The organism is Enterobacter sp. 5-4, from assembly GCF_000612205.1.
Classification (GTDB): domain Bacteria; phylum Pseudomonadota; class Gammaproteobacteria; order Enterobacterales; family Enterobacteriaceae; genus Enterobacter; species Enterobacter roggenkampii.
Genome location: NZ_JFHW01000010.1, coordinates 313,536 through 329,604, shown reverse-complemented (window position 1 = coordinate 329,604; position 16,069 = coordinate 313,536). Strand labels below are relative to the sequence as shown.

At 57.6% G+C, this 16,069-nt stretch carries 9 protein-coding genes; 7 read left to right on the top strand and 2 right to left on the bottom strand.

Features of this window, described 5'->3' with window-relative positions; translation table 11 throughout:
• Positions 1-23 precede the first annotated feature (23 nt).
• Together AA74_RS0107730 and araC are read right to left on the bottom strand one after the other, a co-directional pair.
• On the bottom strand, positions 24-791 hold the full coding sequence (locus AA74_RS0107730) for a DedA family protein (RefSeq protein WP_008502007.1): 768 nt from the start codon (positions 789-791) through the stop codon (positions 24-26).
• Between the two features lie 128 nt (positions 792-919).
• Positions 920-1,765 (bottom strand): arabinose operon transcriptional regulator AraC, encoded by an 846-nt coding sequence (araC, locus tag AA74_RS0107725; RefSeq protein WP_023293301.1) that lies wholly within the window; start codon positions 1,763-1,765, stop codon positions 920-922.
• A 337-nt stretch (positions 1,766-2,102) separates the two neighbouring features.
• Here araC and araB point away from each other — a divergent pair, with 337 nt between their 5' ends.
• The 7 genes from araB (at position 2,103) to AA74_RS0107685 (ending at position 16,069) form a co-directional block, all read left to right on the top strand.
• Positions 2,103-3,812, top strand: a complete 1,710-nt coding sequence (gene araB, locus AA74_RS0107720; protein WP_025912162.1) for a ribulokinase — start codon at positions 2,103-2,105, stop codon at positions 3,810-3,812.
• Between the two features lie 10 nt (positions 3,813-3,822).
• The gene (gene araA / locus AA74_RS0107715) at positions 3,823-5,325 is read left to right on the top strand and encodes an L-arabinose isomerase (protein ID WP_021240541.1); all 1,503 of its coding nucleotides are present in this window, start codon (positions 3,823-3,825) and stop codon (positions 5,323-5,325) included.
• Positions 5,326-5,413: 88 nt separating this feature from the next.
• Entirely contained in the window at positions 5,414-6,109 is a 696-nt protein-coding gene (gene araD / locus AA74_RS0107710) for an L-ribulose-5-phosphate 4-epimerase (RefSeq protein WP_025912161.1), read from the top strand.
• Positions 6,110-6,183: 74 nt separating this feature from the next.
• On the top strand, positions 6,184-8,541 hold the full coding sequence (polB, locus tag AA74_RS0107705) for a DNA polymerase II (protein ID WP_025912160.1): 2,358 nt from the start codon (positions 6,184-6,186) through the stop codon (positions 8,539-8,541).
• A gap of 128 nt (positions 8,542-8,669) precedes the next feature.
• Positions 8,670-11,576, top strand: a complete 2,907-nt coding sequence (gene rapA, locus AA74_RS0107700; protein ID WP_025912159.1) for an RNA polymerase-associated protein RapA — start codon at positions 8,670-8,672, stop codon at positions 11,574-11,576.
• 12 nt (positions 11,577-11,588) lie between these two features.
• The gene (gene rluA, locus AA74_RS0107695) at positions 11,589-12,248 is read left to right on the top strand and encodes a bifunctional tRNA pseudouridine(32) synthase/23S rRNA pseudouridine(746) synthase RluA (protein WP_025912158.1); all 660 of its coding nucleotides are present in this window, start codon (positions 11,589-11,591) and stop codon (positions 12,246-12,248) included.
• Positions 12,249-12,556: 308 nt separating this feature from the next.
• Positions 12,557-16,069, top strand: a complete 3,513-nt coding sequence (locus AA74_RS0107685; protein WP_071998360.1) for an autotransporter outer membrane beta-barrel domain-containing protein — start codon at positions 12,557-12,559, stop codon at positions 16,067-16,069.

Genomic DNA, 16,069 nt, shown 5'->3' with positions numbered 1-16,069 from the left:
GCAAACGCAGTGCCGCCCGGCGCTTAACGGCTCACAACTTTCAACAGGATCTCACCGTACACCGGCATCAGAGGGTGGCGAATCAGCGCCACAAGCGCCACCACGGCCACACCCAGCGTCAGCGGGGCCAGCCACAAAAGACGAGAGCGCGGAAGATAGCGCGTCAGGCGATCGACGCTCGCTTTCGCGCTGCGCCACAGGCGCCAGCAGAGCCAGACCGCCAGCCACAGCAGCACCGCCGTGCCCAGCAGCAGCCACTTAAACTCACCGCTTTGCATACCGTCAGGAATATCAATCGCCGCACCGGCCAGAATACCCGGCAGGAAGTAGAACGGCGGCCAGAAGACGCAGCCGATAATGTTCGGCACCACAAATTTCGCGACGGGCAGATCCAGCATCCCGGCCACCATCGGCACCAGCGGACGCGTTGGCCCAACAAAGCGGCCCACGAGGATGGTAAACATGCTGTGCTGGTGCAGCGCATGCTCGGTTTTATCGAGCAACGCTTTGTTCTTTTTCATGAACGACCAGCGGTGCAACGGCTTCTTAAAGCGCCAGCCCAGCCAGAAGGAGATCCAGTCCCCCAGCAGACAGCCGATAATCCCGGCCAGCCATGCCTGCCAGAAATTGACCTCACCGCTGCCGATCAGCGCCCCAAGCCCCGCCATCATCACGGTGCCGGGCAGGATTAACCCGACAAGCGCCAGCGATTCCAGAAACGCCACCAGCGCCACGGCGATGAGCGAGTACATAACGGACTGGGTAATAAAGTGTTCCAGCAATGCCTGCATAACTATTCCGGTCAGAAAACGAATCAGCGATTCTGCTTAGCGCCCCGCACCGCGTCAAGGCAACAATTGTCTGAATAGTTTACAGGTTGCTTCCCGCATTCACCTGTTTGTTTATCTTTTTTTACCGTTTATTCACATCCCGCGCGGAATTCACTGGGGCTGGCACCGGTGCATTTTTTAAATACGCGGGAGAAATAGAGCTGATCCTCAAAGCCCACGTTGCGCCCCACGGTGGCGATGGGCATCCGGGTGGTGCTGAGCAGCAGCTTCGCCTGGCTGATGCGCTGATCCTCGCGCCAGCTCAACACGCTGACGCCAAGCTGCTGGCGGAACAGGTGCGACAGCCGCGACGGCGACAGGCAGACGTGCTGGGCGACGCTGGCAATATCAAACTGGCTATCCGCCAGATGGTCGCTGATGTACTGGCAGGCGTCGCGCACGCGGTTATCCAGCGGCGGATTCAGCGACGCGTTAATCGCCTCCATCCGCCGCAGCAGCAGCTGTTCAAGGAGGTTTATCGCCAGCAGTTCGGCATAGCGTCCACCAGCCTGCCCCGCCTCGATTATCTGGGCAAAAAGCTCGCGAAACTGCGCCAGATGCACCTCATCCGGGCGATAAAACCCGGTGTGTGCAAAAATAGCCGGCCAGGAAAGCCATTCCTGCCAGTAGGCGCGCGGACGGAAGTAGACCCACTGGTGATACCACTCTTTGGCATCCGGATGACGGCCATAGTGGTGGATCTCCCCCGGCGGGAACAACAGGATATCCCCCGGGCGGCAGACGAACTGCTGGTCACCGTTCTTGATGATCCCTTCCCCCCGCACGGTCAGGTTGAGGATATACCCTTTCATCCCGAGCGGTCGGTCGACGTAAAAGTCGAGATATCCCTCAGCCTCGATAGGGGTCAGCCCCGCCACAAGGTGCGCGTTAAACGAGTATCCCGGCAGCAGGGGATCGTTCTGCGTTTCGGCCATAGATTCAGTTCTCCCAAGGGTCCTGAAGGAAACCAATTGTCCATATCACTAAATGCAGGTTAAAAATGGCCCGCGAAAAGATCCAAAAAGCATCACGCCGCTTTTACGTCCGCCATGTTTCAGCCTTTCTCCCTGATTTCTCCGCCAGAGCAGGCAGATAACCAGTAACAAAAGTGTCTATAAGTGCGGCAGAAATGTCCACATTGAATATTTGCACGGCGTCACACTTTCCGTTGTAACAGCAATTTAGTCCATAAGATTAGCGGATCCTGCCTGACGACTTTTGTCCCCAGTCTCTAATGTTCTTCCATACCTGTTTTTTCGATGGAGCAACACCATGGCAATTGCGATTGGCCTCGATTTTGGCAGCGATTCAGTTCGCGCGCTGGCAGTGGACTGTACGTCCGGCCAGGAGATAGCAACCAGCGTTGAGTGGTATCCGCGCTGGCAAGAGGGGCGCTACTGCGATGCGCCAAACAACCAGTTCCGTCACCACCCGCGGGACTACATCGAGTCGATGGAAGCGGCGATCAAAACCGTTCTGGCGGACCTGACCGACGCCCAGCGGGCCGATGTTGTGGGGATTGGCGTCGACAGCACCGGCTCTACGCCTGCCCCTGTGGATGCCGAAGGCCGCGTGCTGGCGCTGCGTCCTGAGTTTGCCGACAACCCGAACGCCATGTTCGTGCTGTGGAAAGACCATACCGCCGTGGAAGAGGCCGAAGCCATCACCCGCTTATGCCATCAGCCGGGCAAAACGGACTACTCACGTTATATCGGCGGGATTTACTCCAGCGAGTGGTTCTGGGCCAAGATCCTGCACGTCACCCGCGCGGACGCGTCTGTCGCACAGGCAGCGGCGTCATGGATTGAGCTGTGCGACTGGGTTCCCGCCCTGCTCTCCGGCACCACGCGCCCGCAGGATATCCGCCGCGGCCGCTGCAGCGCCGGGCATAAATCCCTGTGGCATGAAAGCTGGGGCGGCCTGCCTCCGGCCGCGTTCTTTGATGAGCTCGACCCAATCATCAACAAGAGCCTGTCATACCCGCTGTTTACCGACACCTTCACCGCCGATATTCCCGTCGGCACCCTCTGCGAAGAGTGGGCGACGCGTCTCGGCCTGCCGCAGAACGTAGCTATCTCCGGCGGCGCGTTTGACTGCCATATGGGCGCCGTGGGCGCGGGCGCACAGCCAAACACGCTGGTAAAAGTGATCGGCACCTCCACCTGCGACATCCTGACGGCAGATAAAGCCACCGTCGGCGACCGCGCGGTAAAAGGCATCTGCGGCCAGGTTGACGGCAGCGTGGTGCCAGACTTTATCGGCCTCGAAGCCGGTCAGTCCGCGTTTGGCGATATCTACGCCTGGTTTGGCCGCGTGCTCGGCTGGCCGCTGGATCGGCTGGCGGCGTCACATCCTGAACTGAAAACCCAGATCGCCGAGAGCAAAAAGCAGCTCCTGCCGCAGCTTACCGACGCCTGGGCTAAAAATCCGTCTCTCGACCACCTCCCGGTGGTGCTGGACTGGTTTAACGGCCGCCGCACGCCGTTTGCCAACCAGCGCCTGAAAGGGGTGATTACCGACCTCAACCTGGCGACCGACGCGCCTGCGCTGTTCGGCGGTCTGATTGCCGCCACCGCCTTCGGCGCCCGCGCGATTATGGAGTGCTTCACCGAGCAGGGCATCGACGTGAACAACGTGATGGCGCTGGGCGGCATCGCCCGTAAAAACCCGGTGATCATGCAGGCCTGCTGCGACGTGCTGAACCGTCCGCTCCAGATTGTGGCCTCCGATCAGTGCTGCGCGCTGGGGGCGGCAATTTTCGCCGCCGTAGCCGCTGGCGTCCATGCGGATATCCCCACCGCGCAGCAGCATATGGCGAGTGCCGTCGAAAACACCCTTCAGCCGCGTGCCCAGCAGGCACAACGCTTTGAACAGCTTTATCAGCGCTACCAGCAATGGGCAAAAAGCGCCGAACTTCACTATCTCCCTGTCGCCGCCCCGGCCAAAAGCACCGCGGACACTACGGCAACCCTGACCCATTAAGGACACGATGATGACCATTTTTAATAACTATGAAGTGTGGTTTGTGATTGGCAGCCAGCATCTTTACGGACCGGAAGCGCTGCAGCAGGTAACGAAACACGCGGAGCACGTCGTTAACGCGCTGAACGCGGAAGCCAAACTGCCGTGCAAACTGGTGCTGAAACCGCTGGGCACGACGCCGGACGAAATCACCCACATCTGCCGCGACGCCAACTACGACGATAAATGCGCCGGTCTGGTGGTGTGGCTGCACACCTTCTCACCGGCAAAAATGTGGATCAACGGCCTGTCTATCCTCAACAAACCGCTGCTGCAGTTCCATACCCAGTTCAACGCCTCCCTGCCGTGGGACAGCATCGACATGGACTTTATGAACCTGAACCAGACCGCACACGGCGGCCGCGAGTTCGGCTTCATCGGCGCGCGTATGCGTCAGCAGCACGCGGTGGTCACCGGCCACTGGCAGGATGGCAAGGCGCAACAGCGTATCGGCGCCTGGATGCGTCAGGCGGTCTCTAAGCAGGATACCCGCCACCTGAAAGTGGTGCGTTTCGGCGACAACATGCGTGAAGTGGCGGTCACCGATGGCGACAAAGTGGCCGCGCAGATCAAGTTCGGCTTCTCCGTGAATACCTGGGCGGTGGGCGATCTGGTGCAGGTGGTGAATGACATCAGCGATGGCGACGTGAGCGCGCTGGTGGACGAGTACGAAAGCAGCTACCGCCTGACGCCTGCGGCACAAATCAACGGCGACAAGCGCCAGAACGTACTGGACGCGGCGCGCATTGAGCTGGGCATGAAGCGCTTCCTGGAACAGGGCGGTTTCCACGCCTTTACCACCACCTTTGAAGATCTCCACGGTCTGAAACAGCTGCCGGGTCTGGCAGTACAACGCCTGATGCAGCAGGGCTACGGCTTTGCGGGCGAAGGCGACTGGAAAACTGCCGCTCTGCTTCGCATCATGAAGGTGATGTCGACCGGTCTGCAGGGCGGCACCTCCTTTATGGAGGACTACACCTACCACTTCGAAAACGGCAATGACCTGGTGCTCGGCTCGCACATGCTGGAAGTGTGTCCTTCCATCGCGGTAGAGGAAAAACCGATCCTTGACGTGCAGTACCTCGGCATCGGCGGTAAAGCCGATCCGGCGCGTCTGATCTTCAACACCCGCACGGGCCCGGCCATCAACGCCAGCCTGATCGATCTGGGCGATCGTTTCCGCCTGCTGGTGAACTGCGTCGATGCGGTTGAAACGCCACACTCCCTGCCGAAACTGCCGGTCGCCAACGCCCTGTGGAAAGCACAGCCGGATCTGCCGACCGCGTCAGAAGCCTGGATCCTGGCCGGCGGCGCGCACCATACCGTCTTCAGCCACGCGCTGGATCTGAACGACATGCGTCAGTTCGCCGAGCTGCATGATATCGAGCTGACCGTGATTGATAACGATACCCGCCTGCCCGCCTTCAAAGACGCGCTGCGCTGGAACGAAGTCTATTACGGTTCAAAACGCTAAGCCCTGAATGCCCGGTGGCACCGCGTTTACCGGGCCTACGGTTCTGTAGGCCGGATAAGCGAAGCGCCATCCGGCACTGGAGACAACAATGTTAGAAGAGCTCAAACGCCAGGTGCTCGAAGCCAACCTGGCGCTGCCGAAACATAATCTGGTCACCCTGACCTGGGGCAACGTCAGCGCCGTTGACCGCGATAAAGGCGTGTTTGTGATCAAGCCTTCCGGCGTCGATTACGCGGTGATGACGGCGGACGATATGGTGGTGATCAGCATCGAAACGGGTGAAGTGGTGGAAGGGAACAAAAAGCCCTCCTCCGATACGCCAACCCACCGGTTGCTGTACCGCTCATTCCCAACCATCGGCGGTATCGTGCATACCCATTCACGCCATGCCACCATCTGGGCGCAGGCGGGCCAGTCCATCCCGGCGACCGGCACCACCCACGCGGACTACTTTTACGGCACCATTCCCTGTACGCGTCTGATGACCGATGCGGAGATTAACGGTGAGTACGAATGGGAAACCGGGAACGTGATCGTCGAAACCTTTGAAAAACAGGGTATCGACGCGGCGCAAATGCCCGGCGTGCTGGTGCACTCCCACGGCCCGTTTGCCTGGGGTAAAAACGCGGAAGATGCGGTGCATAACGCCATCGTGCTGGAGGAAGTCGCCTACATGGGGATCTTCTGCCGCCAGCTGGCGCCGCAGCTGCCGGACATGCAGCAGACCCTGCTCGATAAGCATTATCTGCGCAAGCACGGCGCGAAGGCCTACTACGGGCAGTAAACTGTATATAAACCCAGCATTAAAATCTTAACCAGGCTATAATCAGGCCTGGTTTTGTTTTATGGGATAACGGCGTGGCGCAGGCGCAAGAAGGCTTTTTACTGACCCGACACTGGCGGGATACGCCTCAGGGCACCGAGGTTGAATTCTGGCTGGCAACGGACAACGGCCCGCTGCAGGTGACGCTGCCGCCGCAGGAGTCCGTGGCGTTTATTCCTGAAGCGCACGTCGAAAAAGTGAAGCAGCTGCTGCGCGGTGAAAACGGCTGGCGCATTACCCCGCTTGAACTGAAAGATTTCCACCGTCAGCCGGTTCACGGCCTCTACTGTCGCGCCCATCGTCAGCTGATGCGCTATGAAAAACTGCTCCGTGAAGCAGGCGTGACGCTCTACGAAGCGGATATCCGCCCACCGGAACGCTTTCTGATGGAGCGGTTTATTACCGCGCCCGTCTGGGTCGATGGTTCTCCGCAAAATGGCGGTCTCATCAACGCGCGGCTAAAGCCGAACCCGCATTACCGCCCGCCGCTGAAGTGGGTCTCCCTGGATATCGAAACCACCCGTCACGGCGAACTGTACTGTATAGGACTTGAAGGCTGCGGCGATCGGGTTGTCTATATGCTTGGGCCACCGAATGGTGATGACTCCGCGCTGGATTTCCGGCTTGAGTATGTTACCAGCCGGCCGCAGCTGCTGGAGAAGCTCAACCAGTGGTTTGCCGACTTCGATCCCGACGTTCTGATCGGCTGGAATGTGGTGCAGTTCGACCTGCGCGTGCTGCAAAAACACGCCGAGCGTTACCGCATCCCGCTGATGCTCGGGCGCGGCAACAGCGAGCTCGAGTGGCGCGAACACGGTTTTAAGAACGGCGTTTTCTTCGCACAGGCGAACGGCCGCCTGATTATCGACGGCATCGAGGCGCTCAAGTCCGCCTTCTGGAACTTCTCGTCATTCGCCCTCGAAGCGGTGGCGCAGGAGCTGCTTGGCGAAGGCAAATCCATCGACAACCCCTGGGACAGAATGGACGAGATCGACCGGCGCTTTAACGAAGACAAGCCCGCGCTCGCCACCTATAACCTGAAAGACTGTGAGCTGGTCACGCGGATTTTCCACAAAACCGAGATCATGCCCTTCCTGCTGGAGCGCGCGACGGTGAACGGACTCGCGGCGGACAGGCACGGCGGCTCCGTGGCGGCCTTTAGCCACCTCTATTTTCCCCGAATGCACCGGGCAGGATACGTTGCCCCCAACCTCGGGGACGTGCCGCCGCAGGCCAGCCCCGGCGGGTACGTCATGGATTCCCGACCAGGACTGTATGACTCCGTTCTGGTCCTGGACTACAAAAGCCTCTACCCGTCGATAATTCGCACCTTCCTGATCGATCCCGTCGGGCTGGTTGAGGGGCTGGCCCAGCCGGATGATGAACACAGCACCGAAGGCTTCCTCGGCGCACGCTTCTCGCGGGAAAAACACTGCCTGCCCGACATCGTAGGCAACATCTGGCACGGCCGCGACGAGGCCAAGCGCCACGGCAACAAGCCCCTCTCACAGGCGCTGAAAATCATCATGAACGCCTTCTACGGGGTGCTGGGCACCAGCGCCTGTCGCTTCTTCGACCCGCGGCTGGCGTCGTCGATCACCATGCGTGGGCACGAGATCATGCGTCAGACTAAAGCGCTGATTGAATCCCGGGGCTATGACGTCATCTACGGCGACACGGACTCCACCTTTGTATGGCTTAAGGGCGCGCATTCCGAAGACGATGCCACGCAAATCGGCAAAGCGCTGGTTGCCTTCGTGAACGACTGGTGGCAGGAACATCTGCAGAAAGCGCGGTTAACCAGCGCGCTGGAGCTGGAATTTGAAACCCATTTTGCCCGCTTCTTAATGCCCACCATCCGCGGTACCGATCAGGGCAGCAAGAAGCGCTATGCCGGGCTGATTCAGGAAGGCGACGCGCAGCGGATGGTCTTTAAAGGGCTCGAGACAGTGCGTACCGACTGGACGCCGCTGGCGCAGCAGTTCCAGCAAACGCTCTATCTGCGGGTATTCCGCAATGAGCCGTATCAGGACTACGTGCGCGAGACGATCGCCAGCCTGATGGCAGGCGAACTTGACGCGCAGCTGGTGTATCGCAAACGCCTGCGCCGCCCGCTCGCGGAGTACCAGCGTAACGTTCCTCCGCACGTTCGCGCCGCGCGCCTCGCGGACGAAGAAAACGTCCGCCGTGGCCGCGCGCCGCAGTATCAGAATCGGGGAACCATCAAATACGTCTGGACGATAAACGGTCCGGAACCGGTGGATTATCAGCACTCGCCTCTGGATTATGAACACTATCTGACGCGTCAGCTTCAGCCGGTTGCCGACGGAATTTTGCCCTTCATCGACGATGATTTTGCTACACTAGTGACAGGGCAACTTGGCCTATTTTGACGCGTGACGAAATGGCTGCCATCCAGTACCATAGCGCCCTTTCCATTCCCGGACCCATTTTTCGATGACCGTCTTTTTTGACGGTGGTCGAACTATTGCCTGCAATTAAAGATTAGAGCCGAACAACTATGCCTTTTACACTTGGTCAACGCTGGATCAGCGATACAGAAAGCGAACTTGGATTAGGAACCGTCGTTGCCGTTGATGCGCGCATGGTTACCCTCCTCTTCCCTGCCACCGGTGAAAACCGCCTGTACGCCCGCAATGACTCCCCTGTAACCCGCGTGATGTTTAATCCGGGTGACACCGTGACCAGCCACGACGGCTGGCAGCTCAAGATTGAAGACGTAAAAGAAGAGAATGGACTGCTCGCCTACATCGGCACTCGCCTGGACACCGACGAGGCCAATGTCATCCTGCGCGAAGTGCTGCTCGACAGCAAGCTGGTGTTCAGCAAGCCGCAGGACCGCCTGTTTGCCGGGCAAATCGACCGTATGGATCGCTTCTCCCTGCGCTATCGCGCGCGTAAGTTCCAGAGTGAACAGTACCGCATGCCCTGGAGCGGCCTGCGCGGCCAGCGCACCAGCCTGATCCCCCACCAGCTGAACATCGCCCATGACGTGGGCCGTCGCCATGCGCCGCGCGTGCTGCTGGCAGATGAAGTGGGCCTGGGTAAAACCATCGAGGCGGGCATGATCCTGCACCAACAGCTGCTTTCCGGCGCTGCCGAGCGCGTGCTGATTGTGGTGCCAGAAACCTTACAGCACCAGTGGCTGGTTGAGATGCTGCGCCGCTTTAACCTGCGCTTCTCTCTGTTCGATGACGAACGCTACGCCGAAGCCCAGCACGATGCGGACAACCCGTTTGAAACCGAACAGCTGGTGATTTGTTCTCTCGACTTCGTGCGCCGCAGCAAGCAGCGTCTTGAGCATCTGTGCGATGCCGAGTGGGACCTGATGGTCGTCGACGAAGCGCACCACCTGGTCTGGAGCGAAGACGCGCCGAGCCGCGAATATATGGCTATCGAGCAGCTTGCCGAGCGCGTGCCTGGCGTCCTGCTGTTGACCGCTACGCCGGAACAGCTGGGTCTGGAAAGCCACTTCGCCCGTCTGCGCCTGCTCGATCCAAACCGTTTCCACGACTTCGGGCAGTTTGTGGAAGAACAGAATAACTACCGTCCGGTTGCGGATGCCGTCGCGCTGCTGCTGGCGGGCAAGCGTCTTTCTGATGACGAACTCAACACCCTGAGCGATCTGATTGGCGAGCAGGATATCGAGCCGCTGCTGCAGGCCGCTAACAGCGACAGCGACAACGCGGAATCCGCGCGTAAAGAGCTGATCGACATGCTGATGGATCGCCACGGCACCAGTCGCGTCCTGTTCCGTAACACCCGTAACGGTGTGAAAGGGTTCCCGAAACGCGAACTGCATACCATTAAGCTGCCGCTGCCGACGCAGTATCAGACGGCAATTAAAGTTTCCGGCATCATGGGCGCGCGCAAAACGCAGGAAGAGCGCGCCCGCGACATGCTCTACCCGGAACAAATCTACCAGGAATTTGAAGGCGATACCGGCACCTGGTGGAACTTCGATCCGCGCGTAGAGTGGCTGATGGGCTACCTGACCGCGCACCGCTCCCAGAAGGTGCTGGTGATCTGCGCCAAGGCGGCCACCGCGCTGCAGCTGGAGCAGGTCCTGCGCGAGCGCGAAGGCATTCGCGCCGCCGTGTTCCACGAAGGCATGTCCATCGTTGAACGCGACCGCGCTGCGGCGTGGTTTGCCGAAGAGGACAGCGGCGCTCAGGTTATGCTGTGTTCTGAAATCGGTTCTGAAGGCCGTAACTTCCAGTTCGCCAGCAACCTGGTGATGTTCGATCTGCCGTTCAACCCGGATCTGCTGGAGCAGCGTATCGGTCGTCTGGATCGTATCGGTCAGGCGCACGATATTCAGATCCACGTGCCGTATCTGGAAAAAACGGCCCAGTCCGTGCTGGTGCGCTGGTTCCACGAAGGTCTGGATGCGTTTGAACATACCTGCCCGACGGGCCGCACCATTTACGATCAGGTGCACGGCGATCTGATCGGCTATCTGGCCGCGCCGGAAAACACCGACGGCTTTGACGATCTGATTAAGTCCTGTCGTGAGAAGCATGACGCGCTGAAAGCGCAGCTTGAACAAGGCCGCGACCGCCTGCTGGAGATCCACTCCAACGGCGGGGAAAAAGCGCAGGCGCTGGCTGAGAGCATTGAAGAGCAGGATGATGACACCAGTCTCATCAGCTTCTCCATGAACCTGTTCGACATCGTTGGCATTAACCAGGACGACCGCGGCGAGAACCTGATTGTCCTGACCCCGTCCGATCACATGCTGGTGCCGGATTTCCCGGGCCTGCCGGAAGATGGCTGCACCATCACCTTCGAGCGTGATGTGGCGCTGTCCCGCGAAGATGCTCAGTTCATCACCTGGGAACACCCGCTGATCCGTAACGGGCTGGATCTGATCCTCTCTGGCGATACCGGCAGCAGCACCATCTCGCTGTTGAAAAATAAGGCGCTGCCAGTAGGCACGCTGCTGCTGGAGCTGATCTACGTTGTGGAAGCGCAGGCGCCGAAACAGCTGCAGCTCAACCGCTTCCTGCCACCAACGCCGGTGCGTCTGCTGCTGGATAAAAACGGCACGAACCTCGCAGGACAGGTTGAATTTGAGAGCTTCAACCGCCAGCTGAGCGCGGTGAACCGCCATACCGGCAGCAAGCTGGTCAATGCGGTGCAGCAGGACGTGCATGCCATTCTCCAGCAGGGTGAAACCCAGATTGAAAAAGCGGCCAGAGCGCTGATTGACGCCGCGCGCAGTGAAGCCGACGAGAAACTGTCTGCAGAGCTGTCGCGTCTGGAGGCGTTGAAGGCCGTGAACCCGAACATCCGTGACGACGAGCTGGCGGCGATTGAAAGCAACCGTCAGCAGGTGCTGGAAAGCCTGAATCAGGCAAGCTGGCGTCTGGATGCCCTGCGTCTTATCGTTGTGACGCATCAGTAAACGGAGCGCAAGATGGTGATGGAGCCGTACAATCCGCCGCAGGATCCCTGGCTGGTCATTCTGTATCAGGATGAACACATTATGGTGGTCAACAAGCCCAGCGGGCTGTTGTCCGTGCCGGGTCGTCTGGATGAGCACAAAGACAGCGTGATGACGCGCATTCAGCGCGATTATCCTCAGGCGGAGTCGGTCCATCGCCTGGACATGGCGACCAGCGGCGTGATTGTGGTGGCGCTGAACAAAGCGGCAGAACGCGAGCTGAAGCGCCAGTTCCGCGAGCGCGAGCCGAAGAAGCAGTATGTCGCCCGCGTCTGGGGTCACCCGGCGCAGGCGGAAGGGCTGGTGGATTTACCGCTGATCTGCGACTGGCCGAATCGGCCAAAGCAGAAGGTGTGTTATGAAACCGGCAAGGCCGCGCAAACCGAGTATGAAGTGCTTGAGTACGCGCCGGATAATACCGCGCGCGTCCTGCTTAAGCCGATTACCGGACGTTCACACCAGCTGCGCGTGCATATGCTTGCGCTGGGTCATCCGATTCTGGGCGACCGCTTTTACGCGCCGCCTGAAGCGCTGGCCTTAGCGCCACGTCTGCAGCTGCACGCGCAGACGCTTACCATCACCCATCCGGCCTTCGCTAACGCGATGACGTTTAAAGCCCCGGTCGATTTTTAAATTCCTGATGTGAATATTTACTGTCAGCTCACTGTCGACGGTAAATATTCACACAGCATATATATCTCCCCTGCTCATCTGAAAACCCGCCCAAGTTCATTCACGATAATTATCTCTTCCTTAAATAACACTCAGTATTTTTAGAAAGACTAAGGTTTGGATTAAAAAATATTAAATTGAACACGATGCAATTTATTACTGATAATCCAGCTCATTTTAAGGAAATACTAACTCTACCCTATCCAAACGGAGTTATTTTTCTACTCAACAGCCACACTTAGTTTACTCATTGATTCACAAGGAAGTGTATGAACCGTTCGTATAACATCGTCTGGAATTGCGCCAGAAATATGTACATCGTTGCCTCGGAGTTTTCAAAAGGAGACAGCAAAGTCAAATCCTGCGTACGCGCCGGAAGCGCGATCGCAACGTTTATCTTGTCAGGTGTTGTGAGTACCGCACACGCCAGTGACACGACGTTTGTTGCAGTCCCGGGTAGTAATACCATCAGTGGTGAATATTCAACGACGAGCCCTAATACCTCGGCGGTATCCGCCTCTGGCTCTGATGTCATCATCACCGATAACGGCGCCTTAACGATATCCACAACCGGGGATGCAGGCATGGGGCTATCCGTGTCGAATGGAGCGAAAATCACGCTCGATGATTCGGGATCCACAATCCGCACTTCCGGGGAAGGCAGTCATGCGATAACCATTGTCGGTGATAACTCAGAAGCCATGTTGAACAACCTTACCGTTTCGACGGAAGGCGAGATCGCCTCTGCCGTATTGTTTAGCTCTAATGCAAAAGGCACCATTGACGGGGGGAGCTATACGGCGACGGGAGAGGGTTCTTATGGTGTTGAGATATTGAATGGCGCAGACCTGACGATAAAAAACGCGACCATTACGACTTCCGGGTATGGCATGGCTCGGGCTATTGTTAACCGATATGCCACCCTTTCATTAGACAATGTGAATATAAACACCACGGGAGATTTTGGTAATGCAGGTATATATAACGACGGTGAATTGACCGGCTCAAACGTCACGATTACCACTACCGGAAGTCAGAGCTTTGGTATTCAAAACTATACCAACACATTTAATTTAGCGGCATCCCACGTTGAAACTTACGGTGAGCAGTCAGTTGGCATAATGAATACCGGACGCGCAGAACTCACTGATACTCATATCGTCACTCATGGGAAAAATGCTGACGCAATATCCTCTGACGGGGCAAAGAGCACATTCGTACTGAATAACGGTTCAGCGATCGCGTCCGGAGAAAATTCGCGGGCAGTGGCGATGACTCACGGTGGAGCCCTTGAGGCGAACAACACAGATATCACCAGCGAACAATCTGCTGCCATTGCCTTAGAAAGCGCGAGCAGCGCGACCGTCACCCACAGCAACGTTTCCGGTAGCAATGTCGCCTTCTCGTTCAGCGGTGGAAAAAATGTCGCTACGATTGACGGAGGGAGCATTACGGCAACCGCGTCAGGAGGAAGTGCTTTTGCGGTGGATTCCGGATCTGCCGATATTAACGTGAAGAATGTGCAAACGATGAACGCAGACAATCTGCTCACCGTGGCCAATACCACTGATGCAGTCACCCTTCGCGCTGAAAACAGCAAGCTGTCCGGCGCCGTTAAGGCCAGCGGTGATAACGTCAGCATGACGCTGGATGCGAACAGCCAATGGCTGCTGACGGCCGATTCCAGCGTCGGTAATCTTACCAGCAGCGGACGCATCACACTCGGCGATGAAAACGGCAGTACTGGTACACTCAATGTCGGTAATCTCACCCTTCGGGCTAACAGCCAAACTGATGTCTATCTTGACGCAAACGCGACCGATGCGCCGATTGTCGCTCAGAATGCGACGCTTGATGGCACACTAAATATTACAGGTTACGGTAGTGCCAGCACGCTTTCCGCGGATAGCGCCTTCACGGTGATTGACGCTGAAAATGCAATCAGTGGCAATTTTACCAACCTCACCGTCGCGGGCATGGCATCTGGCTCCGTTGACTTCATCACCTTTAGCGGCACCATTGATCCCGCCGACGTGACCAATTACGTCCTGACACCGTCATTAACCTGGTATGCCAGCCAGAACCCAGCGGCAACAGCGGCTCACGGCACATTCACTCTGAACAATCCTGACGGCAGCTTTACGCTGAGCACGGCGCTTGTCGATCAAAATGCCGAAGCCACGACCGGATGGGACGGAAAATCGCTGACCAAAGAGGGGCAAGGTACGCTGATCCTTAATGCCGTAAACAGTTACAGCGGCACAACGGATGTCAACCAGGGCACGCTCTGGCTGGACGAGGCCGGCGTTATCGGCGTACAAAACAGCGAGCAGGCCGTGAATGTCGCGGCAGGCGCCACGTTTGGCGGTTCCAGCGGTGTGGTGAACGGCAATGTTAATAACAAGGGCACCGTTCAGTTCAACGACACGCTAACGATCAATGGCGATCTGAGCAACGCAGGCAGCATTGTCAGCGGCAATATTGAAGGAACCAATGGTGCGACGACCGGCAACACGCTGATCGTAAACGGCGATTACACCAGCAACCAGGGTTCTGTGACGCTAAATACGCAGTTAGGCGACGACACGTCTCCAACCGATATGCTTAACATTACGGGGAATACGTCCGGGAACACCACCCTGTACATTAACAACGTTGGTGGTCAGGGCGCACTGACCCAAAACGGTATTGAAGTGATTCAGGTCGGCGGTGCATCAAACGGTACCTTTGTTCAGGGTAATCAGGTCCAGATTAACGCCTACGAATACCGCCTGTATCAGGACTCAGGGGACTGGTATCTTCGTTCCCAGGCCACGAGTGATAATGGCGACGTAACGCCTCAGTATCGTGCCGATATCGGTTCATACCTCAGCAACCAGTGGCTGGCTCGCGATCTGCAAATGCAGACCCTGTCAGACCGAGAAGGCAGTCAGTTCAAATCGGAAAACGGCACGACATGGGCGCGTTTCAAAGCAGGTAAGAACCAGTCTACTGCAGCAGAGAGCAATATTGATATCGACAGCAACTACTCCCAGTTCCAGATTGGGGGCGATGTTGCCGCCTGGAACAACGGCGAACAAAGCCTGGTGGTCGGGGTTATGGGTAGCTATATCAACGCCAGCAGCGACAGCACTGGCAATAAAGGTGCTGACGGCAGCCGCTTTAGCGCTGACGGTAAAGTCGATGGCTATAACCTCGGAGTCTATGCAACGTGGTTTGCCGATGCCCGACAGCATCAGGGTTTTTATGTCGACAGTTGGTATCAGTATGGGATGTACCACAACAGCGTAGATAACGGTGACGTTGGCTCAACGGATTACGATTCAAACGCCAACGCCGTTTCGCTGGAAACAGGCTACCGCTACGATATCGCACTCGGCGACAACACGCTGAGCCTCACGCCGCAGGCACAGGTCGTCTGGCAGGATTACAGTGCGGATGACATCAAAGACAGCAGCGGCACGACGATTGATGGGCAAAACGGCGAAAGCTGGACCACCCGTTTAGGCCTGCGCATTGACAGCAAGATGAATAAGTCGAACGACGCGGTTATCCAGCCGTTTGCGGAGGCCAACTGGCTGCATACCTCTGAAGACACGGCAGTCAACTTTGGTGACACACAGATCAAACAGGACCTTCCTGCCGATCGTGCGGAGCTGAAAGCGGGTATTCAGGCAAATGTGAGCAAGCAATGGAGCGTTATTGCCCAGGTCTCCGGACAGAAAGGTGATAATGATTACAGCGATGTAAACGGTAGCCTGAACGTGCGCTACAGCTGGTAA

Excerpts from the sequence above, each read along its gene's own strand:
- AA74_RS0107730 (WP_008502007.1), bottom strand. The coding sequence starts at position 791 with ATGCAGGCATTGCTGGAACACTTTATTACCCAGTCCGTTATGTACTCG.
- araC (WP_023293301.1), bottom strand. The coding sequence starts at position 1,765 with ATGGCCGAAACGCAGAACGATCCCCTGCTGCCGGGATACTCGTTTAAC.
- araB (WP_025912162.1), top strand. The coding sequence starts at position 2,103 with ATGGCAATTGCGATTGGCCTCGATTTTGGCAGCGATTCAGTTCGCGCG.
- araA (WP_021240541.1), top strand. The coding sequence starts at position 3,823 with ATGACCATTTTTAATAACTATGAAGTGTGGTTTGTGATTGGCAGCCAG.
- araD (WP_025912161.1), top strand. The coding sequence starts at position 5,414 with ATGTTAGAAGAGCTCAAACGCCAGGTGCTCGAAGCCAACCTGGCGCTG.
- rapA (WP_025912159.1), top strand. The coding sequence starts at position 8,670 with ATGCCTTTTACACTTGGTCAACGCTGGATCAGCGATACAGAAAGCGAA.
- rluA (WP_025912158.1), top strand. The coding sequence starts at position 11,589 with ATGGTGATGGAGCCGTACAATCCGCCGCAGGATCCCTGGCTGGTCATT.
- AA74_RS0107685 (WP_071998360.1), top strand. The coding sequence starts at position 12,557 with ATGAACCGTTCGTATAACATCGTCTGGAATTGCGCCAGAAATATGTAC.